Source organism: Halovivax sp. (genome assembly GCA_007119345.1).
In the GTDB taxonomy this organism is placed as follows: domain Archaea; phylum Halobacteriota; class Halobacteria; order Halobacteriales; family Natrialbaceae; genus Halovivax.
The window spans coordinates 1-21,326 of the sequence record SKPV01000142.1; the positions used below are offsets into that span (position 1 = coordinate 1).

Here is a 21,326-nt window from a genome sequence, read left to right on the forward strand (position 1 = left end):
CGAAGTCCTCACCCGCGTTTCGAACGACGTCGTCGACCGCGGTACGACCGAGATCGTCGACCGGCGGCCGTCCGAGTCACTCCGCGAACTGATCGAGCGTCGCGTAGAGGCCGTCCCGCACGTCCCTGACCAGGGGACCGTCGATGTCGAGCCCGAGGACGTCCACGGTCGCGCGACCGACCCGCTCGCGTACGTCCTCGGGGCTGTAGACCCCGAGGCGCCACTGGGAGTACTGGGCCGCTCGGAGGGCGTCGACGAGCGGGGACTGCTGTCCGAGACGGCGAACGTCGCCGTTGACGACGACCCTCGTGGTCGACTCCGTCATCGACGGCCGTTCCGGGACGTCGAGGATAACGCGATCTTCGGAAACCGACGCGCGTTCGGCGATATCGCGCTCGAATCGACGGATCGAGGCGTGCTCGGCCTCGATGATCCCGCCCGGCACGTCGTCGATCTCCGCCCAGACGGCGCGCTTGTAGAGCCGTCGTTCGTCGAGCCGTCGAGCCAGGGACGCCGACGCCTCGCACCCGCGGAGTGCGACGACGAGTTCGGCGTCGTCCATGCGAGAGAGCGTCTCGGCGTCCGTCTCCCCGTTCGCGAGTAGCGTCGCCGCCGCGCGGCGAAGCATCCCCTTGCTGATCCTGGCGGCCTTGTGGCTGTAGACGGTGGGATTCATCAGCGCGCGCGCCACGAGCAGGCTCTCGGCCGTCTGGACGTTCCCTTCGGCCAGGACGAGTTCGCCGTCGACGAACGTGAGCTCGCGAACCAGCCGCCCGTGGTCGATCGTCCCGTACGGGACGCCCGTGTGGTGGGCGTCCCGGACCAGGTAGTCCATCCGATCGACGTCCAGTTCCCCGGAGACGAGCTGGCCGAACCGCCCGTCGCCCGCGACGAGGTCGGCGATCATGTCGGGATCGAGTTCGTGCGCGCGGAGGACCTCGCCGACCGCTCCGCCGGCGAGCAGGCCGTGGACGTCGTCGTGGTACCGACCCGTGTGGCGGTGGGTCAGGCCTTCGAGGTTGTGACTGAACGGGCCGTGACCGACGTCGTGGCACATCGCCGCCGCCTTTACGCGTTCGGCCTGTATTCCTTCGATCCCCAGCTGTTCGAGGGCCTCGCAGGCGACGTGGTAAACGCCCAGGCTGTGCTCGAACCGCGTGTGGTTGGCCGAGGGATAGACGAGCGAGACGGTCCCGAGCTGTTTGATCCGTCGCAGCCGTTGTAACGCGGGCGTATCGAGTAGCTCCCTGGCGACACCGTCCACGGCGATGTGGTCGTGGACGCTGTCTTTGATGACCTTCATTGGAATCGTATTCGGCGTTCTATCATAAAAATCGTCGCAAGAATCGGGCGGAACGACCGCAATCTGTGACTCGGAGCGGGTCGAAGGGACCGCGCGTCGAGACGAGCGGACAGTAGGAGGGGACCCGGGCTGCGGTAGAACGACCTTCGTCCCCGCGGACATCCCGACTCCGGTGTACAGTTCGGGTACGGTGTACAATTTGTGCTGCTGTAACCGTTCTCCATTCGAGAAACGTTTACGGAAGACGGTCGACCGTAACCAAGTTCGTGAGCGTGTCCTCTGCAGACGAGTGACGCGGTCTGGACTCGCGAGTGACGCGATCGGGTGAGGTCAATCCACGGTGACCCACTCACCACGGTCGTCGCTCCGCTCGACGGCCGCGAGCACGCGCTGGGCTGCCAGTCCGTCGGCGAAGTTGGGGGCGAACGACGCGCCGTTCGCGACCGCGGTGAGGAACTCGGCGTTCTCGTGGACGAACGTGTGTTCCCAGCCGAGAACGTGTCCCGGGGGCCACCAGTGATCGACGTAGGGGTCGCCGTCGTCGGTCACGAGGACCGTCCGGTAGCCGCGGTCGTCCGCGAGGAGCACCCCGAGTTCGTTCAGCCGCTCCAGCGAGAACCCGAGGCTCCCCGCCGTCCCGTGGATCTCGACGGCGTGGTCGTTCTTGTGGCCGGTCGCGACCCGCGACCCTTCGAGGGTGCCGATCGCGCCGTTCTCGAACTCGAGCTGTGCGGTAAAGGCGTCGTCGACGGTGACCGGCCGACGCTCGTCGCCGTCCGCCGCGGGCCGCTCGTCCACGAACGTCCGGAGCTGGCCGCTGACGCGTTCGATCTCGCCCGCGCGATCGGGGTCGCCGACGAGGAATCGCAGGAGGTCGACCGTGTGCGAACCGAGGTCGCCGAGGGCTCCGGAGCCGGCGACGTCCTCGTCGTTGCGCCAGGACCACGGCGCCTCCGGATCGACGAGCCAGTCCTGGAGGTAGCGCCCGCGGACCTCCCGGATCTCGCCCAGTTCGCCGTCGTCGATCAACCCCTTCGCGTAGCGGATCGCCGGGACGAACCGGTAATTGAACGCGCAGCCGGCGGGGACGGCGGCCTCGCTCGCGGCCTCCGCCATCGCCTCGGCGTCGTCGATGGTGTGTGCGAGCGGCTTCTCGCAGAAGACCGGCGTTCCCGATTCGAGCGCCGCGATGGAGGGCTCCGGGTGGAGATTGTTCGGGCCGAGGTTGTAGAAGACGTCGACATCGTCGACGACGTCGCGCCAGTCGGTCGCCGTGCGGTCGAACCCCAACCGGTCAGCGGCGTCCGCGAGCGCCTCGGCGTCGCGACCGACGAGGACGTCGCGGTTCACCGCCGGTGCCTCCGGGAAGAACATCGGAAGGCGAGCGAGCGCGTTCGCGTGGGCTTTCCCCATGAACCGGTAGCCGAGTACGCCGACGTCGAGCGTCATGGATCGGAATTCAGTACCGTCCGGGTTAGCCGTTTCCGTTGCCAAGGGTCGGTCTGGGGGCGCCGAGGGTGACTCAATCCGCCCAGTACGCGTCGCCCGGCGTCTCTTCGAATATCGCCCGCGAGAGGAGATCGACGGCCTTCTCGAGGCCCTCGAGCGAGCTCGTCAGCGAGTCCTCGTGTTCGATGCTCAGGACGTCGTCGTAACCGACCATCCGCAGCGTCGAAACGACGTCCTTCCAGTGGCGCTCCCCGTGCCCGTAGCCGACCGACCGGAACAGCCAGGAGCGGTCCGCCTCCTCGTCGTACGGCGTCGTGTCGAGGACGCCCTTCACTCGGGAGCGCTCCTCGTAGATCCGGGTGTCCTTGGCGTGAACGTGGTGGATCGCGTCCCGCTCTCCCAGGAACCGGATGGCGTCGGTGATCGAGATACCCTGCCAGTAGAGGTGCGAGGGATCGAAATTGGCGCCGATCCGATCGTTCGTCTCCTCGCGCAACCTGGCCATCCCGCTGGGTTCGTAGACGAGCATGTTCGGGTGCATCTCGATCGCGACGTCGACGCCGTGGTCCGCGGCGTGATCGGCCAGTTGTCCCCAGTATTCGACGGCGCGCTCCCACTGGTACTCGAGCGCTTCGGCGTGTTCGGCCGGCCAGGGGGCGGTGATCCAGTTCGGATACTCGTCTTTCGGACCGCCGCCGGGGAGCCCGGAGAAACAGGTGACGACGTTCACGTCGAGTTGGGCCGCAAGCCGGATCGCCTCGCGGAGTTCCTCGTCCGCGTCGTTCGCTTCCGCTTCGTCCGGGTGCAAGGGATTGTTGTGGGTCGCGAGCGCGCTGATCCGCATCCCGTGCTCTTCGAGCGCGCCGCGAAGCTCGCTCTGGGCGTCCTCGTCGTCGAGGTACGCCGAGCGGGACAGGTGGTCGTCGCCGGGATAGCCGCCGACGCCCGGTTCGACGGCCGAGACGCCGAGTTCGGCGAGGTACGCGAGCGCATCCTCGAAGGAGCGATCGTACAGCGGCGGCGTGTGTACGCCCAGATCCATACCGACCCCGACGACTTCGACCCCGATAAATCCCGGTCAGGTGTCGAGTCGAACGTTCTCGCCGCGCTCGTTCGATCGGTAGATGGCGTCGATGACCCGCTGGACGGACAGCGCGTCGTCCACGCTCCGATCCTGATCGCGCACGCCCGCGATCGCGTCGAAAAACGCCCGCTGCTCGGCCGCGTGGGTGTCGATTTCGCGGGTCGTGATCGTCGTGTCCTCGAGGTGATCGGGGCCGATTCGACTCACCGAGTGGATCGAGAGTTCGTTCTCGAGGAGGTCGAACCGCGCGGCGGCGTCGGTACCGTGGACGACGAACTCGTGGGTCGAAGGCCGGTTCGTCGCCCAGGCCACCTCCAGCGAGATCGTCCGGTCGTCCCGGGTGCGGACGAACGCGCTTGCGGAGTCGTCAACGTCGAATCCGTCGGGTCCCGCGTCATCGCCCCACATCTCCAGGTAGGCGTAGTCCTCGCGGGAGCCGAACTCCGCGCGCGTGACGCCGGTGACTTCCTCGACGGGCGGATAGCCGAGCAGGTACAGCGAGAGATCGATCGCGTGGACGCCGAGGTCGATGAGTGCACCACCGCCGGCGATCTCGCGGCGCGTGAACCACGAACCGCGTCCGGGAACGCCGCGCCGTCGGACGTAGTTCGCCTCGACGTGGGTGACTTCGCCGAGCTCGCCCCTGTCGATCCGGTTCTTGACGATCTCGACCGTGTTCGCGAACCGGTTGTTGAATCCGACCATACAGACCGCGTCGGACGCCTCGGCCGCGACCGCGATCCGCTCGGCGCTCTCGAGCGTGTGCGCGAGGGGCTTTTCCAGCAAGACGTGTATGCCGCGTTCGAGGGCGGCCACGGCGTACTCCTCGTGGAACTTGTTCGGCGTGGTGACGACGACTGCGTCGACCTCGTCGTAGAGTTCGTCGGACGCGTCGTAGACGTCGACCCCGTACCGGCTGGCGAAGCGGTTTCGGGCGGCTTCGACGACGTCCAGGCCGCCGACGAGCGAGACGTCGTGATCCCGCAACCGCTCGGCGTGGTACTGGCCGATGTTCCCGAGACCGACGATACCTGTCCTGACGTCCGGGCTCGTTCCTGGCATTGGGCGGGTGGAGTGATCTTTGCGGGATCGTACGGACGATGCGGCCCTCGACGTCCCTACGGACCGCACATCCTTTGATGCGTCGCCGACGGGCGCCGTCGACGACGGCGTCGCGGTCGATCCCGGGACTGGATACGGTCGGGTTCGGAGCGGCGAGGGGCGGTCGGGTTGAGGGCGGCGAGGGGCGGTCGGGTTCGGAGCGGGAGACGAACGACGTGACCGACGCGGACTCTAATCCTCCGCTTCCGTCGGCGTCGTATCGGCGTCCGGTTCCGTCAGGTCGTCCAGACCGTGGAGCAAGGCGTCTCCGGTTTCCGTGTCGAAGAGGTGGATCTTGGACCTGTCCAGGACCACCTCGAGGTCCCGGTCCTCGCCGATATCGGTGTCGGGCGTGACGCTCATCAGGAGCTGATTCGGAGACTCGAGAGGGTCTTCCTCCATGCTCCGTTCGGCCTGATCCGCCAGCACGAGGTAGACGAAGATCTCGTCGCCCATCGGTTCGAGGACGTCGCTGCGCGCCTCGATTCGACGGGTCGGGCGTGCCAGCGAGTCGGCGTGGTCGACCAGGTGAACGTCCTCGGGTCTGACGCCGAGGGTGACCGCGTCTCCGGGGCCGGCCCCCGGTACGCCCGTCGGATCGAACTCGACGGAGAAGTTCTCGGTTTCGAGACCGTCGCGGGTCAGTTCTCCCGCCACGAAGTTCATCGACGGCGAGCCGATGAAACCCGCGACGAAGAGGTTGGCGGGCTCGTTGTAACACTCGAGCGGCGGCGCGATCTGCTGGAGCTCGCCGGCGTCGAGGACGGCGATCCGATCGGACATGGTCATCGCCTCGGCCTGGTCGTGGGTGACGTAGATGATGGTCGTCTCCAGCTGACGGTGGAGACGCTGGAGCTCGGTCCGCATGTGAACGCGGAGCTTCGCGTCCAGATTGGCGAGCGGTTCGTCCATCAGGAAGACGTCCGGGTTCCGAACGATCGCGCGCGCGATCGCGACCCGCTGGCGCTGCCCGCCGGACATCTCGTCGGGCATCCGTTCGAGCATCCCTTCCAGCTGGACGATGTCCGCGGCCTCCTCGACCCGGCGGCGCACTTCCTCGTCGTCGTACTTTCGGAGGCGGAGGCCGAAGGAGATGTTGTCGTAGACGTCCATGTGCGGGAAGAGCGCGATGTTCTGGAAGACCATCGCGACCCCGCGGTCCTTGGGCGCGAGGTTCGTCACGTCGCGGTCGCCGATGGAGACCCGACCCTCGGTGGGCTTGGTCAATCCCGCGATGGTCTCCATGGTCGTCGACTTGCCACAGCCGGAGGGACCGACGAGGCAGACGAACTCGCCGTCTTCGATCTCCATGTTCACGTCGTCGACCGCGGTGACGTCTTCGTAGCGTTTCGTGACGTGTTCGAGGGTTACTCGTGCCATAATGTATCACTCCTTGAGCGCGCCGGCGGTGAGGCCGCTGACGATCTTTTCCTGGGCCACGACCACGAGGATCGCGACCGGGATGACGCCGATGATGCTCGCGGCGGCCATCAGGTTGAACAGGATCTCGTACTGTCCCTGGTAGCCGAGGATCCCTTCCAGTATCGGCGCCCAGTTCTCGGGCTGGCCGTCGGTCATCAGGAACGAGAAGAAGAACTCGTTGTAGACGGCGATGAACGTCAACACGCCCGCGGTCGCGACGCCGGGCGCCGACAGCGGGATGATGACCCGGAACAGCGCGCCGAGGCGGGTCGTTCCTTCGACCCGGGCGGCGTCTTCCAGCCCGTCGGGAATCTGGGCGTAGAACGTCGTGAGGATGAAGATGGTGAGCGGCATGAAGATCGCCGACAGCGGCAACACCATGGCGCCCGGCGTGTTGTAGAGGCTCCCGTCGCCGGTGATCGGCTCGAGGATCGCGAACTGCGTGTTGAACAGGTCGTTCAGCGGGATGAAGAAGGCCGCCGGCGGGAAGAACGACACGACCAGCACGAGCAACATCATCGGCGTCTTCCCCGGGAAGTCGAGGCGTCCGAACGCGTAGCCGGCGAGACTCCCCACGACGAGGACGATGACGGTCGAGGCCGTCGCGATGACGAAGCTGTTGAACACGTACCAGTGGAACGGCAGCACCTCGAAGACCTCGATGAAGGCGCCGGGATTGAATCCGTTCGGGGTGAAGACGATGTCCTGGAGGTTGCCTTCCGGCGTGAGCGCGACCATCAGCAGCCAGTAGAAGGGAAACAGCGTCGTGATGAGGAAGAAGATCGTCACGACGTAGAACATCGACCGGTAGACCCGCTCGGGGTGCTGAATTGATCGCTCCACCCAGCGCTCGAGCGGCCCGCGGTCCAGCGCCGCGTCGTCCAGCTCGCCGAGCGTCTGACCGCCGTCGGTGACGCGAGTCGGATCGCGACCGCCGGTCACCGGCTGGGCCGACGGACCGGACGCGTGGACGCCGTCGGGCAGGTGATCCGTCGGATCGGGGACGGAATCGTCGTCCGGCTGATCCGTCCGCTCGCGAGCGCGATCGTCCTGATACGCGTCGTGATCGTGATTCGCCTCGTGATCGTCTCGGGTCATCAGTAGAACCCCGCCTCCGAGTCGCGGAACGCGACGATGTAAATCGATATCAGCAGGCCGATCACCAGCGCCGTCATGAACGCGACGGCGGCCGCGGTCGCGAAGATTCGGGTGCCGCCGAACATGGCTTCGACGACCATGCAGGTCAATGACGGAACGGTGGTACAGCCCGCGGTCGATTCGATGAGGCCGTAGACGCGCATCGCGTCCATCGTCCGGAACAGCATGGCCACCAGCAGGGCCGGCAGGATCAGCGGCAGCGTGATCAGCTTGAATCGCTGCCACGGCGACGCCCCGGCCACGCGTGCGACGTTGTAGAGGCTCCGATCGACGCTCTGGAGTCCGGCGAGGATCAACAGCGCCATGAACGCGGCGGTCTTCCAGATGTCGGCGATGAGGATGATGATGAACGAGTCGCGGCTGCTCGCGAGCGGATCCGGTCCGAAGATTCCGAGCCACTGCATCAGGTCGCTGCCGAAGCCGACGGTCGGCTGGAACAGCAGGAAGAAGATCATCCCCTGGATGACGATCGGGACGGCCCACGGGAGGATGATCGCGACCCGCACCCAGCGCCGACCGCGGAAGTCCTGATCCAACACCAGCGCCTGCCCGAAGCCGATGATCGTCTCGAAGATGACGCTGATGACGGCGAAGCCGAGCGTGACGAACAGCGCCTGCTGAAGCAGCGGGACGCCCAGCTCGACGAACGGGAACGAGGTGGAGAGTCCGAGATCCATGAATTGCTGAGCGAGGCGGACGTCCCCGGTAAGCACGGCGACGTAGTTATCGAACCCGACGAACTCGCCGAGCGGCTCGAAGCCTCGGGTTTCGTCGGCCCGCAGCGACATGACGAACGTCATGATCAGCGGGTAGAACGCGATGAACGTGAGCAGAGCGAACGCCGGAATCAACAGGAGGTAGGCGTAGGCCGCCTCGCTCAGGTTCTCCATCCAGTTGACGACGGCGTTACCGGTTCGCTCCCGATCCGGCGTCTCCCCGCCGATGCCAGTGTCGGGTTCGGTCGGCGCGTCAGTCGCCATCCTGATCACCCGCGTCTGGTTCGGTCGGCGCGTCAGTCGTCATCCTGATCACCCACGTCGCGCTCGCTTCGCTCCAGGCGTTCTTGCAGGTCGTCCATCGCCTCCTCCGGCGACTTCGCGCCGCGGTAGGCGTTGTGAACTTCCTGATAGATGAGCGCCGATTGTTCCGGCCAGACGTCGGTCACCGGTCGCGGAACCGCGTTCTCGCCGGCGATCTGTATCGTGTCCACGTGACGGGCGACCGGACCGCCCTCCTCGGGGTCGACCTCCTCCAGCAGTTCGAGGATCGGCGGCAACCACCCCTGGATCTCGAAGATGGTGAGCATCACGTCCTCGTTCGCGAACGCGTCCAGCACCTGGACGGACTCCTCCTGGGCTTCCGTGTTCGGGTTCAACGTCAGGTGCCAGCCGCCGAGGGCTGCCGCCGTGCCGCCGACGCCGTCGTACTCGGCCTCGTCCTCCTCGACCGCGTACGGCATCGGCATCATGTCGACGGCGTCCCCGAGCTCCTCCTCGGCGCCGCTGATCGCGATCGAGTAGGGCCAGTTGCGGTGCATCACCACGTTCTCGTTCGCGAACGGACCGCGGGCTTCCTCCTCGGTCCACTGGACGATCGACGTCGGCGCGATCCGTTCGTAGCCCTCGAGTGCGTGGTCGTCGTCCTGCCCGCGCATGAACGTCCGCATCATGCGGATCGCGTCCAGCACCGGCTCCTCGTCGACGGTGATCGGCCGGTCGCCGGCGTCGAACAGGTTATCGACGCCGCCGAAGTAGGCGCCTCCCCAGGTGCTCATCACCTCGTTGAACGTACAGCAGGAGAGTCCCTCGTAGGCGGCCGCCTGGGTGGTGAAGCCGAATTCGACCCCGGATTCCGCACGGACGTCGGCGGCGATCTCGGAGAACTCCTGCCACGAGAGCGCTTCGGTGGCCCAGCCGTCGGTGTCGTAGCCGGCATCTTCGACCAGATCGCGACGGTACTGCATCGTGCCGAAGTCCGGAAACAGCGGGAGGGCGTGCAACTCGCCGGTTTCGGGGTGTCGAGCGGTTTCGATCGCCGCGTCGAGGTAGTCGTTTTCGAGGAGATCCAGCGTCTCGCCCGAGAGCACCTCCTCGAGATTGGTCGTCTGCTCTCGAAGGATGAACGGGATCGTCCATCCGCTGTCCATCATGAAGATGTCGGGCGGGGCTCGGCCGGCCTGGAGGGCGGACTGGTAGCCGCCGCGGCGCTGCTCGGTTTCGTCGGGACCCGGACGAACCTCGACGGTGATGTCCTCGTCGAGACCCGCGTCCCACAGCGCCTGCTGGACCGACGGCTCGTCGTCGTCCGCGTGCATGATCTCCTCGAAGTCGGTGTCCCCGGAGATCACGACGGTTCCCTCTTCCGGACCCCGGCCGAGGCAACCCGCGACGGCGACCCCGCCGAGGCTCCCGGCCGACGCCGCCTTGAGGAACGACCGGCGAGGGAGGGCGACGGACGAATCGCCACCGGGAGTGTCTGATGCCATCCTCCAACACGCCACCACCCCGACGCCCTTAATTGTTTTACCGATTAATCATAATAAAATGAGACAGTCACGTGGCGCACCCTGTGTAGTCGATGGCTACCACCCCGAGTGCGCCGATCGTCTGCGGCGGCTGACGACCGGCTTCGTTCACCGATCCTCGAGTTCCGGCGGTTCCGATCGCCCGATGCGGATCTCGTAGGCCTCGACGTCCTCGAGCGCGGCCACGCGGCCGCCGACGGTGACCTCGTCCCCGTCCGTCTCGAGGGTCAACCCCGCCACCTCCTCGGTGAGTTCGAACGAGACGTCGGCGACCCGTCCGCGGACGACGCGGGAGACGCCGGTCTCGACGTCGCGACCGTCGACCGTCGCGTAGAACTCGCCGCCGGCTTCGATCAGGTCCTTCACGCACCGCCGGATGGAGGCGTACGTTCTGGGGAATGGACGCCCCTCGCCGTTCTCGGCCAACGTTTCGGTGGCGGTGGTCCAGAGGACCGTGCCGAAGAATCCCGAGACCAGGAAGCCGAGCGCCGATCGGTTGAAGATCACGCCGTAGCGGTCCTGGTCGTCCCGGAGTGCGTCCTGGGTGGCGTAGACGGAGTACTCGCCGTCGGCGACCGCCACGACGGGCGTCGTGATGCCCCGACGGGTACGAGCGGTGGTCGCGACGTCCAGATAGTCGAACTCTTCGGGGCTCGGCGCCTCGGACGCGGGCGTGATGATCATGTCGACGCTAACCCCGGCGTCCGTGGCGGCCGAGAGCTCGGCCTCGAACCGGGTCAGCAGGTCGGGTGTCAGCGCGAGCGCCAGTTCGTAATCCGCGTCCGTGATGACTTCTTCCAGATACCGGAGGATCGTCGATCGGGACTTCACCAGCGAGACGGCCTCGGTATCACGTGCGGGTGCCGTGTAACGGGCCTCGAGTTCGTCGACCATCCGTTCCAGCGAGCCCTGGACGTTCTCGAACGCTTCGGCGGGATCGATGGCGATAATCTTCATCGGCCGCGACTCGCGCAGTTCGACGAGTCCGCGGTCGCTCAAACTTCTGACCGTATCGTAGACCCGCGGTTGCGGGATGTCCGTGCGATCCGCGATCTCGCTCGCGGTGAGCTGACCGTGTTCCAGGACGGCCAGGTAGGCGTCGATCTCGTACTCGCCGAGCGTGAACCGCTCCCCCACGCGCTCGACGGTCGAGCGGAGTTCGTCTCGCGACATGGACGACTCCACGACCTCCGCGGATAAATGATTTATTATGGGCCGAGTAGCACCTGGTTTCGAAATTCAGTACTCGGCGACGAGAAACCCCACCACCTCTCGGCTTCGAATGTCGGCCGATGACGGTGGTTACGCCGTCCGCGTCGACCGCGTTCGATCACGTTCAGAACGCTTAACCGGTGCGGGGAAGAGTTTGTGGGCATGCGAACGGCCGGTCAGGACGACGACGAGGCCACGGGGACGGAGGCGATCACCGAAATCCTCGGACGGGATATTTCCTCGATGGCCCTGGACCTCGCGGTCGCGGCAGTCGTCTTCCTGGCCGGCTGGTACCTGTCGAAGCTGGTGGTCCGCCTCGCCGGACGAACCGTGGCTCGACGGATCGAGCGTCCGAGCGTGACCCGCTCCGTGCTCAGGTCGATCCGGCTCGGCGTACTGGCGGTCACGGTCATCGTCGTCGCGCTCATCCTCGGCGTGGGCAACGTCGAGATCCTGCTCTCGGTCGGTGTGATCTCCGCGGTCGTGGCCGTCGTCCTCGCCCCGCTGATCGGCAGTTTCATCAACGGCGTCTTCATCTTGACCGATCGTCCCTTCGAAATCGGCGACATGATCGAGGTCGTCGACGAGGGCCACATCGGGTTCGTCGAGGACATCACCATCAGGTACACGAAGATCTTCACCCTCCAGAACACCTTCCTCGTCATCCCGAACTCCGAGATCCACGAGCGGGACGTGATCAACTACTCCGCCGAGGACGAACGAACCCGAATCTCCGTCGAGTACGACGTCACGTACGAGAGCGACCTGGACCGTGCGATCACGCTCGCGGAACGCGCCGCGCGATCGACCGAGGAGGTCATCGCCGGCGGGCCCGACGTTCGGATCGGGAGCGCGCGATACGCCGCATCACCCACCTGCACGGTCTCGGCGCACGGGGACGACGGCGTCGCCCTCGAGCTCAGGTTCTGGGTCAAACACCCGTACAAGATCGCGATCGCGAAGTCCGACGTGATGCGGAACGTCAGCGAGCGCTACGAGGAGGCGGGCGTCGAGTTCGCGTACCCGCACCGCCACCACGTGTTCGACGAGACGAGCGGGATCGCCCGCGTCGGGACGACGAACCCGCCGAAGTTCGGCCCCGCCGGTACCGACGGCGGCGCGGACCCCTCGCGAGACCGCGATGACACCGACGAGCGGTGACCACGAGCGAATCGCGAGAGGGCGCCGGCGACCGATGATCACGAGCGAATCGCGAGAGGGCGCCGGCGACCGATGATCACGAGCGAATCGCGAGAGGGCGCCGGCGACCGATGATCACGGGCGAAACTCGAGAGGACGCCGGCGACCGATGACCACGGGCGAAACTCGAGAGGGCGCCGGTGACCGTTGACCACCGCGGGAGCGAGGGTTCTGGCGACGTCCCGAACCGAAGCGCGCGGTGGCAGCGAGGTCGACAACGTCGCGTATCCAGGCGTGCGGCGTCAGCGCGAGTTGCCGACGTCGCGTACTCAGGCGAGCGCCGTCATCGAGAGCTGCGGACCGTCGCTCACCGCGCCGATTCCGCGGTCACGACCTCGCACTCCAGGTGGTCGCGAAGGTAACCGTCGATATCGGGGTTGCTCGTCAACCGTCGGAGCACGCGTCGCCACGCGCTCGCCTGTTGGCGGCCGATGACGACGGCGTCGGCTTCTTCGGCCGCAACCTCGTCCAGAATGCTCTCCTCGACGAGGAACCCGGTTCGAACGACGTACCGGGCGTTCGGAATCCGTCCGAACTGCCCCTCGACCGCGTCCTTGAGCTGACTGCGCGTGACCGACCGCCCGTTCTGGTAGAGGTTGACGTGGAGGACCGTGAGCTCGGCGTCCCGCTCTTCGGCGAGGTCCATCGCCGTCTCCAGTGTGGCCGTCGATCGGTGGTCGAGGGGGAACCTGACCGGGGCCACGATCAGCGTCATCACCGATGGGAACGGGACCCGGTCTGGTAAACCTTTCAGATACTCCGTCACACGTCAGCCCTAACCGTGGGGATGCGTAGAACGAATCGCCGTCGTCCCACCGATTCGAGTCCGGACGGTTCGTCCCCCTCGCGGACTCGACGAGCCGACGTCTCGATCCTGCGGGCGACCAATCCGGCCGCCGGATCATCGGCTGCGGGTGAATCCATCCAGCCGGCGACTCGACGATCGCCGGCGCATCGGTATGACGCCGACTCGTCGAGCGAGCGTGGACCGACTCCGGAGAGACAACGATAAACGGGATCGCCGTCAACGTACCGGGCATGGAGGCAAAGACGACCGAGGCCGGCGAGACGATCTACGTCTCGCGTACCGACGGAGACCGCGGCACGAAGGCGCCGTTCTTCGTGGCCTACGAGTCTCCCGCCGCCAGCTCCAGGTACGGCTGGTTCTGCGGTCACTGCGAGAGCTTCGACAACGCGATGGATTCGATGGGACGGATTCAGTGCAACCGCTGTGGCAATCTTCGCAAGCCCACGGAGTGGGACGCCGCTCACGAGTGATCGAAGGGAGCGCGGGCTGCCGTTCATACGATCAATAAATATCCGGATAGAAATTTACTATCTTGGCGTGTCGGCCCGATCGTAGTTCGATTGGTCACTCCCTCGATCGAAATGTTGTCGCGTGAAAACGTTTATCAGGGTGTCCCACGTATCCGTAACTGGAATGGGTCCTGTTAACATGAGACTCGTCGAGCAGGCCAGGTCGATTTTCGCCGACCTCGGATACACCGTCGAAGGGAACGGTCCCGAGTTTCGCGCCGAGCGGGAGTGGAAAGTCGTTCACGTGAGCACCGTCCTCGAAACCGACGACCTCCCCGCGCCGACGGGGCAGTTTCACTGTTTCGTCTCCAGACCGGAGGACGCAGACGAGATCGAGCGTCGACTCCGTCGGCAGGACCCGGAGTACGAGTGGGCCATCATCGTCGCCGACGGCGACGAGTACGAAGTCGAGCGCGTCCCGCCGGGACCGACGCTCACGGCCTGACCGCGACGGTCGCGCGGGCCGATCGCGGCGCCGAGCGGATGCGGTCGGTTTCGACGGCGGTCGGTTTCGACGGCGGTCGGTTTCGACGGCGGTTGGTTCCGTCGCCGATGGTTTTGAAAGCGGTTAGTTTTGGCCACCGTCATGCGCGAGGTGACGGGGGACCCCGTTATCGCAGGGCGGCTCGAGCCTCGCGAACGCCCGCATCGGGGTCGACGTCCGCGCCCATCGATTCGAGCACGTCACCCAGCGCCGTCACCGCGAAGATGACGTTCTTGGGCCGAGCGGAGTAGCCCATGCAGCCGATTCGGAAGATCTCTCCCGAGAGGTCGCCGAGACCGCCGGCGATCTCGAGGTCGTAGCGATCCAGGAGTTCGGCGCAGACCGACCCGTCGTCGACGCCGTCGGGGACCCGGACCGCGTTCAGGCTGGGCAGCCAGTACTCGTCGGGCGCGTTCATCTCCAGACCCATTCCTTCGACGCCGGCTTTCAACGCGCGAGCGAGGCGCTCGTGGCGGGCCCAGCGCGCCTCGATACCTTCCTCGGCGACGAGCCGGAGCGCCTCGCGAATCGCGTAAACGTTGGTGATCGGGGCGGTGTGGTGGTACGATCGTTCGTCGCCCCAGTAGCCTTCGAGCAGCGAGAGGTCGAGGTACCACGAGCGCGGGAGTTCCTCGCGCGCGAGAACCTTCTCCATCGCCTCGTCCGACAGCGTCAGCGGACTCGCGCCGGGCGGGCAGGAGAGACACTTCTGCGGTCCGGAGTAAGCGACGTCGATCCCCCACTCGTCGACGCGGAGTTCCACCCCGCCCAGCGACGTCACGGTGTCGGCGATCACCAGGGCGCCGCTGTCGTGGGCCGCCTCGGTCAGCGCGGGAACGTCCGGCTGGAGGACGCCCGTGCTCGTCTCGGCGTGGACGAACCCGAAGACGTCCGGCTCGTGCGTCGAGAGGGCGTCCTCGACGTCCGCGGGATCGAGCGGTTCGCCCCAGGGGGCGTCGACTTCGACGACCTCGCCGCCCGCCCGCCGGGCCATCGAGGCCATCCGGCCGCCGAAGTAGCCGTTCGTCGGGACGAGCATCGTCTCACCCGGCTCCACGACGTTGCCGATCGCGGCCTCCATCGCGGCCGAACCGGTCCCCGAGACGGGTATCGTCCACCGATTGTCGGTTCTGAACGCGTAGCGAAGCAACTCCTGGACCTCGTTCATGATCTCCACGAACGAGGGATCGAGGTGACCCACGAGCGGGGTGCTCATCGCCCCGAGTACTCGCGGGTGAACGTCGCTCGGGCCGGGCCCCATCAGGGTGCGATCGGGCGGGGTCAGTTCGGTGACGTCCGGCGCGTCGTCGCTCTGGGAATCCATACGTCCACCTGTCCCGGAATTCACTAAAGCGTTCACGTCGCGGCGGATGGGTCGCGGTCGGTCGGCTGTGGGCTGATCGGACGCGGAGCGACGGTCGTCCGTTTTGCCGATCCGCGCTCGCGGTCGGTCGGACGGTCGTCGACCGTCGATTATTCGGTTCGAGTCCAGCCGTGCGGGAACCGAAGTGTGTTCCGTGGTGACTAGTGCCAACACACGTATGGCGATCCGGAGCCAAACCGGGTGCATGAGCGTCCACGCACCGGCCGGGACGCCGAACTACCGCGACCTCCCTGACGACGAGTTCGAGCGCCGGATCGACGACCTCCGGGCACGGTACGCCGACTGCGACCTCTGTGCGTACGAGTGCTCCGTCGACCGCACCGCAGGACAGGAGGGCACCTGCCAGGTCGACGACACCGCGTACGTGTCGTCGCACTTTCCGCACTTCGGCGAGGAAGACTGCCTGAAGGGACGCAAGGGCAGCGGGACGATCTTCCTCGCGAACTGTAACATGAAGTGCGTCTTCTGCCAAAACTTCGAGACCAGTCACGAGGCGAACGGCGAACCGGCGACGCCGAAGGATATCGCCGAGATGGCCCTCGAACTCCAGGCGCGCGGGTGTCACAACGTCAACTTCGTCTCGCCGACCCACCACTCGCCGCACCTCGTCGAAGCGATCAAGATCGCGAGCGGTCGCGGTCTCGAGCTCCCGATCGTCTGGAACTGCGGGGGATACGAACGACCGGAGATCCTCGAACTGCTCGACGGGATCGTCGACGTCTACATGCCCGACGTGAAGTGGGCGGACGACCGCGCGGCGACAAAATACTCGAAAGCACCGAATTACTGGTCGAACATCACCGGATCGCTGCGTGAGATGCACCGCCAGGTCGGCGACCTCGAACTGGACGACACGGGCCTCGCTACGGGCGGGTTGCTGGTTCGTCACCTCGTGATGCCCAACCACGTCGAGAGCGGAAAGCGAGTGTTGGAGTTCGTCGCCGAGGAACTGGGCGGAGAAACGTTCGTCGACGTGATGGCCCAGTACCAGCCCCACTACAAGGCCAGGAGCGAGGATTTCTACGCGGAGATCGGACGCCCGATAACCGCGGACGAGTACGAGGAGGTGGTCGCTCACGCCCGCGAGGTCGGCCTCGAACGTCTGTATCTGGACCGATCGATGCTGCGAGTTCGGTCGAGCCTGCTGGGTCGGTTTCGGTAAATTTCCGGTCCCACGGATCGTGGTCGGCCGTAGTGGGCGCGGGGTCGCGCTCACTCCACCGCGGGCCGCGAGACCAGATCGAGGTAGGGACGAAGCGCGTCCGCATCGACGGCCAGACGAACGGTCTCGCGGACGGGGTCGTACCGAACGAGTCCCGCCTCGGTCAGGTGGGGGAGGTGGTTGTGGACGAGCCCCGTAAGCACGCGTTCGTACCGGTCGCGCGTGACGGCGTCCTCCTCGATGGCGACGTACTCGGCGACGTCGCCGAGCGGAACCGCCCCGGGTCTGGTCGTCAGGTATCCCAGCGCGTGTTGACGGCGCTCGGAAGCGAAGGCCGCGAAGATGGTCGTCGGCGACACGTCGTCGATCGTCCGACCCGTTTCGGGGTCGATAGCGTCGGATTTCATGGCAACATTCCGTCTCGGCCTACGGCTGCGTACGGCGACAATTTCGGCTACTCGCGACTTCAGCTGAGTACGTTCGCCTCACCGATCGATGAGTACATAACTGTTTCCATGAAATAAACGGGGCGATTCCACGGACAGTCGCGCGAACCGTTCGAAGGGTATTCCCCGGTTCCGGAGCTATTCGGGCGAGTTAGCCGGTCGACGGACGGCGTCTACGAACGTCACTCGACGAATTCGGGTTCGTACGTCGGCTCTTCGTCCGCGTACGATTTCGCGATCTCGACCGACCAGTTCGGTGCGGCGGAGGCCGGTATCTCGACCTCCCACGTCCGCTCGACGGGCACGCCGCGGGCGAACGCGCTCGCGATCAGATCGGTCAGCTCGCGTTCGAATTCATCGGTCGATGCCACATCTGAGGGAGTGCCGTTTGGGGCCATGGGCTGTCGGAGAGAGTCGGCGCGACGCGGAGGAGGGACGGACGCTCGATCGCAAACGCTGGACTCTACGCCCGTTGGAGGCCTCCGGACGAGATAACCTCGTCGCTCGTTCCGGTCGCGAGAGACGGACGGCGGGACGTTTCGAGCGGTCTCGCGGATACGGCCGCAGTCGACGTTCCGACCGGCCCCGACGCGCAGACCGGCCCCGACGTATCATCCACCCGAACGTATTTGGGCGCGGGTGTGGTGATGACCGGTGCCGGCGCGGAGCGCCGGATCGAGCACGGTGATTCCATCCATGGTTTTCAAAAAGATAACGCTGATCGGCACGAGCGAGGAGAGCTTCGACGCGGCGGCGGACGACGCTATCGACCGCGCGGAAGATACGCTGCAGAACGTCTACTGGGTCGAAGTGGACGAACTCGGGGTCGAGATCGCCTCGGTGGAAGACCGCGAGTACCAGGCCGAGGTGACGGTCGCGTTCGAACTGGAGGACTGAGGACGGGTCGCGTATTCAGGTTCTGAACGACTCGCCGCAGCCGCACTCGCTGACGACGTTCGGATTTTCGACGTGGAATCCTTCCGCCTGCAGGCCGCTCTCGTAGTCGAGGACGCTGCCCTCGATGTACTTCAGGCTGGCCGGGTCGACGAAGACCCGCAGGTCGTGGTGCTCGTAGATCGTGTCGTCCTCTTCCGGCTCCGTGTCGAAGCGCATTCCGTAGGAGAGGCCCGCACAGCCGCCCTGCTGGACGAACAGGCGCAATCCCGCGACGTCGTCGTCGTGGCCCTCGTCGGCGAGAAGCGCCAGGGCGCGCTCGGCGGCCGCCTCCGTCACCTCGATCCGGGGGCGCGTCTCGCCACGTTCCGCGCTTTCCGTACTCATGAGAGGGTGTACCGGGGCGACGGTGTTAACGTTGACGCCTCCGCTCGTTCGATCGAGCGCGGTCGGCCGATCGTCGCGCCGCTCGCTACTCCTCCAGTCGCTTCCGAACGCTCTCGGCGTGGCCCTCCAGCCCTTCGGCCTCGGCGAGCGTGATGATCGTTTCCCCGAGAGCTGACAGCCCGCCCTTCGAGAGGCGCTGGACGGTGCTGGCCCGGAGGAACGTCTCGACGGAGAGGCCGCCGGTCACCCGCGCGCCGCCGACGGTCGGGAGCACGTGGTTGGTCCCGCTGGCGTAGTCGCCGGCGGCGACCGGGGTGTACGGGCCGAGGAAGACGCTCCCGGCGCTGTCGATCCGGTCGAGGATCGCCTCCTCCTCGTCGGCGACGATCGCGAGGTGCTCCGGTGCGTAGGACTCGGCGAAGAGGATGGCCTCGCTCATCGAGCGGGCGAGCAGGACGCCGCTCCCGTCGCTCGCGAGCGCTTCCTCGATGACGTCGGTCCGCTCGCGGTCGGCGACCTGCGCGTCGACGGCCGACGCGATCGCCTCGGCCGTCTCCGCGTCGTCGGTGACGGCGACGGCCGGCGAGTTCGGGTCGTGCTCGGCCTGCGCGACGAGATCGGCGGCGACGAAGTCGGGATCGGCGGACTCGTCGGCGATCACCAGCACCTCGCTCGGCCCCGCGAGAAAGTCGATCTCGACGTCGCCGCGCACCTCGGCCTTCGCGGCGGTGACCCACCGGTTGCCCGGGCCGACCACTTTCTGGACGCGGTCGATCGTCTCGGTGCCGTAGGCCAGTCCCGCCACGGCCTGGGCGCCGCCGACGGCGTAGACGGCGTCCGCGCCTGCGGCGTGGATCGCCCCCAGCGTCGCCGGATTCTGCTCGTCGGCCGGCGGCGTGACGACCGCCACGTGTTCCACGCCGGCGACGACCGCCGGGAGGACCCCCATGATCGCGCTCGACGGGTAGGCCGCGGAGCCGCCGGGGACGTACACCCCCACGCGCTCCAGCGGGCGGAACCGCCGACCCAGTTCGCGACCGTCGTCGAACTCTCGGCGCCAGTCCTCGGGGAGCTGTGCCTCGTGGAATTCGCGGACGTTCTCGACCGCGGTCTCGATGGCCTCGCGGAGATCGGCGTCGAGTTCCGCCCAGGCGCGCTCGCAGGCGTCGGTGACGTCGAGGTTCCCCACGCTCACGCCGTCGAACTCCTCGGTGAACCCGCGGACGGCGACGTCGCCCTCCTCGCGCACCCGCTCGACGATCTCGCGGACGTCACCGCGGATCGCGTCGATCCCGGCGTCGCGGTCGAAGAAGGCGGCTCGTTCGACCGGACCGAGCTCGCCGATCTCCCGCACGTCGATGGTCATGGCTCGCCCTTGGGGCAGCGCTCGAAAAACCGTTTCTCTCTCGTCGTCCGCCGCGTCGGTTGCACGCCTCGTTACCGGTCGGCACCTTCGATCTCCCAGAACCCGACGTAGTCGAGCGTCGCGCGGACGAACAGGTAGACGACGAGCCCGAAGCCGATCAGGGCGAACGGCGCTTGCAGATTCTCCGCGACGCCCCGACCGACGACGAGCTGGCCGAAGCCGCGGACGAAGAAGCTGAAGATGACGAGACCGATGGCGACGATCGCCAGCTTGACGAACCCCTGCTGGTCCATACGATGCGCTTCGCGTCCGGACGGTAAGGCGTAACGATCCGCGTCTGGCGTCCGACTCGTTGCTTCCCGAAGAGGTTCGCGGCATCGATCTCGAAGCGACCCGATCCTGGAGCCCTCACGATCTGGCCGGGCGGTCGGACTGTTTCGACTGTCAGATCGACAGCGGCTTTCCGGGTACCGGTGATACCCCTCCCATGAAGGTCACGCTGCTCGGTTCCGGAGACGCCGTTGGCGTCCCGGCGCCGCTGTGCGATTGTCGGTACTGCGAGGAGGGTCCGAGGCGTCGACGGACGGCGTTGCTCGTCGAGACGGATCGCGCCGCCGTCGTCCTCGACGCCGGACCCGACGTCGTCGATCAGCTACGAGTGGCGGACGTCACACGGGTGGACGCCTTCTTCGTTACCCACCACCACTACGATCACGTCGGGGGATTGCACGAGCTCGACCACGCCGCGATGGGGTTCGACGCGCACGTGGGCATCACGGGTGGCTACCTCCCGCCCGACGCCTTCGCCGAGGAGGAGAAACCCCGAGATCCCGAGTTCGCCGTCTATCTCACCGACACGGCGTTGGAACACGTCGACTCCTCGGCGCCGTACCTCAGGGAGGCGATCGAGTTCCGCACGTTCAGGCATGGCGAGGCGATCTCGGTCGGCGACCTCTCCGTGGTCCCGTTCCCGGTTCGCCACGGGGGACCGCGATTCGACACCGTCGGCTTCGCCGTCGCCGCGAGCGACTCGACGGTCGCGTACGCGCCTGACATGTGGGAGTTCGGGAACGGCGACGCGTACGCGGACGCGGACCTGCTGTTCGTCGAGGGTGCGGCGCTCTTCCGCGCGTTCGGTCACGGCGAGGAGGCTGAACTGCGAGCGGCGCTCTCGGACGCGGACGCCGACCGGACGGTACTCGTCAACTTGAACGAGCACCTTCAGCGGATGACGACCGACGAACTACGCGAGGCGGCCGCGGCCGACGGTTACGAGCTCGGCAGCGATTTCGAGACCTACCGGCCGTGACCGGCATCCGATCGACCCCGTCCGGACGCCGACGGTCCCGTAGTATCGTCGGTCGATTCCGCGGTCCGTCGACCGTTCCCGCGGCCCGTCGACCGTTCCCGCGGCCCGTCGACCGTTCCCGCGG

22 protein-coding genes are annotated in these 21,326 nt (G+C 66.6%); 6 read left to right on the plus strand and 16 right to left on the minus strand.

Annotation, left to right across the window (positions count from 1 at the left end):
• Positions 1-76 precede the first annotated feature (76 nt).
• From QZT59_RS09765 to trmB, 9 genes are all read right to left on the minus strand, one after another.
• Complete coding sequence (locus tag QZT59_RS09765; protein WP_290814944.1) at positions 77-1,303, minus strand: HD domain-containing protein; 1,227 nt, start codon at positions 1,301-1,303, stop codon at positions 77-79.
• A 330-nt stretch (positions 1,304-1,633) separates the two neighbouring features.
• Positions 1,634-2,752 carry a Gfo/Idh/MocA family protein gene (locus QZT59_RS09770; RefSeq protein WP_290814947.1) on the minus strand — a complete coding sequence of 373 codons (1,119 nt, stop codon included), beginning with the start codon at positions 2,750-2,752 and terminating at the stop codon, positions 1,634-1,636.
• Positions 2,753-2,825: 73 nt separating this feature from the next.
• A complete protein-coding gene (locus QZT59_RS09775; RefSeq protein WP_290814950.1) occupies positions 2,826-3,794 on the minus strand; it encodes a sugar phosphate isomerase/epimerase in 969 nt (322 codons plus the stop codon).
• Positions 3,795-3,830: 36 nt separating this feature from the next.
• Entirely contained in the window at positions 3,831-4,898 is a 1,068-nt protein-coding gene (locus tag QZT59_RS09780; RefSeq protein ID WP_290814953.1) for a Gfo/Idh/MocA family protein, read from the minus strand.
• A gap of 231 nt (positions 4,899-5,129) precedes the next feature.
• The gene (locus QZT59_RS09785; RefSeq protein ID WP_290814956.1) at positions 5,130-6,317 is read right to left on the minus strand and encodes an ABC transporter ATP-binding protein; all 1,188 of its coding nucleotides are present in this window, start codon (positions 6,315-6,317) and stop codon (positions 5,130-5,132) included.
• Between the two features lie 6 nt (positions 6,318-6,323).
• Complete coding sequence (locus QZT59_RS09790) at positions 6,324-7,457, minus strand: carbohydrate ABC transporter permease (RefSeq protein WP_290814959.1); 1,134 nt, start codon at positions 7,455-7,457, stop codon at positions 6,324-6,326.
• The gene (locus QZT59_RS09795) at positions 7,457-8,497 is read right to left on the minus strand and encodes a carbohydrate ABC transporter permease (protein ID WP_290814962.1); all 1,041 of its coding nucleotides are present in this window, start codon (positions 8,495-8,497) and stop codon (positions 7,457-7,459) included. The genes QZT59_RS09790 and QZT59_RS09795 overlap by 1 nt, the downstream gene beginning before the upstream one ends.
• 32 nt (positions 8,498-8,529) lie before the next feature.
• The gene (locus QZT59_RS09800) at positions 8,530-10,002 is read right to left on the minus strand and encodes an extracellular solute-binding protein (protein ID WP_290814965.1); all 1,473 of its coding nucleotides are present in this window, start codon (positions 10,000-10,002) and stop codon (positions 8,530-8,532) included.
• Between the two features lie 147 nt (positions 10,003-10,149).
• Entirely contained in the window at positions 10,150-11,214 is a 1,065-nt protein-coding gene (trmB, locus tag QZT59_RS09805; protein WP_290814968.1) for an HTH-type sugar sensing transcriptional regulator TrmB, read from the minus strand.
• Between the two features lie 201 nt (positions 11,215-11,415).
• On the opposite strand from trmB, the gene QZT59_RS09810 reads away from it, so the two are divergent.
• Positions 11,416-12,414, plus strand: a complete 999-nt coding sequence (locus tag QZT59_RS09810) for a mechanosensitive ion channel family protein (protein ID WP_290814971.1) — start codon at positions 11,416-11,418, stop codon at positions 12,412-12,414.
• A 346-nt stretch (positions 12,415-12,760) separates the two neighbouring features.
• Here QZT59_RS09810 and QZT59_RS09815 read toward each other — a convergent pair whose 3' ends face one another.
• Positions 12,761-13,168 (minus strand): universal stress protein, encoded by a 408-nt coding sequence (locus QZT59_RS09815; RefSeq protein WP_290814974.1) that lies wholly within the window; start codon positions 13,166-13,168, stop codon positions 12,761-12,763.
• 323 nt (positions 13,169-13,491) lie between these two features.
• Here QZT59_RS09815 and QZT59_RS09820 point away from each other — a divergent pair, with 323 nt between their 5' ends.
• Entirely contained in the window at positions 13,492-13,731 is a 240-nt protein-coding gene (locus tag QZT59_RS09820; RefSeq protein WP_290814977.1) for a DUF5816 domain-containing protein, read from the plus strand.
• Positions 13,732-13,909: 178 nt separating this feature from the next.
• Complete coding sequence (locus tag QZT59_RS09825) at positions 13,910-14,215, plus strand: hypothetical protein (RefSeq protein WP_290815028.1); 306 nt, start codon at positions 13,910-13,912, stop codon at positions 14,213-14,215.
• Between the two features lie 166 nt (positions 14,216-14,381).
• Here the strand turns inward: QZT59_RS09825 and QZT59_RS09830 are convergent, their stop codons facing one another.
• On the minus strand, positions 14,382-15,578 hold the full coding sequence (locus QZT59_RS09830) for an alanine--glyoxylate aminotransferase family protein (RefSeq protein WP_290814980.1): 1,197 nt from the start codon (positions 15,576-15,578) through the stop codon (positions 14,382-14,384).
• Positions 15,579-15,822: 244 nt separating this feature from the next.
• On the opposite strand from QZT59_RS09830, the gene QZT59_RS09835 reads away from it, so the two are divergent.
• Complete coding sequence (locus QZT59_RS09835) at positions 15,823-16,800, plus strand: radical SAM protein (protein ID WP_290814985.1); 978 nt, start codon at positions 15,823-15,825, stop codon at positions 16,798-16,800.
• Between the two features lie 50 nt (positions 16,801-16,850).
• Here QZT59_RS09835 and QZT59_RS09840 read toward each other — a convergent pair whose 3' ends face one another.
• Entirely contained in the window at positions 16,851-17,207 is a 357-nt protein-coding gene (locus QZT59_RS09840; protein WP_290814988.1) for a hypothetical protein, read from the minus strand.
• A 221-nt stretch (positions 17,208-17,428) separates the two neighbouring features.
• Complete coding sequence (locus QZT59_RS09845; protein ID WP_290814991.1) at positions 17,429-17,617, minus strand: hypothetical protein; 189 nt, start codon at positions 17,615-17,617, stop codon at positions 17,429-17,431.
• Positions 17,618-17,942: 325 nt separating this feature from the next.
• Between QZT59_RS09845 and QZT59_RS09850 the strand changes: the two genes are divergently transcribed.
• Positions 17,943-18,143 (plus strand): dodecin, encoded by a 201-nt coding sequence (locus QZT59_RS09850; protein WP_290814993.1) that lies wholly within the window; start codon positions 17,943-17,945, stop codon positions 18,141-18,143.
• 15 nt (positions 18,144-18,158) lie between these two features.
• Here QZT59_RS09850 and QZT59_RS09855 read toward each other — a convergent pair whose 3' ends face one another.
• The 3 genes from QZT59_RS09855 to QZT59_RS09865 form a co-directional block, all read right to left on the minus strand.
• Positions 18,159-18,527, minus strand: a complete 369-nt coding sequence (locus QZT59_RS09855) for an iron-sulfur cluster assembly accessory protein (protein WP_290814996.1) — start codon at positions 18,525-18,527, stop codon at positions 18,159-18,161.
• Positions 18,528-18,612: 85 nt separating this feature from the next.
• Entirely contained in the window at positions 18,613-19,893 is a 1,281-nt protein-coding gene (hisD, locus tag QZT59_RS09860) for a histidinol dehydrogenase (protein WP_290814999.1), read from the minus strand.
• A gap of 71 nt (positions 19,894-19,964) precedes the next feature.
• Entirely contained in the window at positions 19,965-20,186 is a 222-nt protein-coding gene (locus tag QZT59_RS09865; protein WP_290815002.1) for a hypothetical protein, read from the minus strand.
• Positions 20,187-20,380: 194 nt separating this feature from the next.
• Between QZT59_RS09865 and QZT59_RS09870 the strand changes: the two genes are divergently transcribed.
• A complete protein-coding gene (locus tag QZT59_RS09870; protein ID WP_290815005.1) occupies positions 20,381-21,202 on the plus strand; it encodes an MBL fold metallo-hydrolase in 822 nt (273 codons plus the stop codon).
• Positions 21,203-21,326 lie beyond the last annotated feature (124 nt).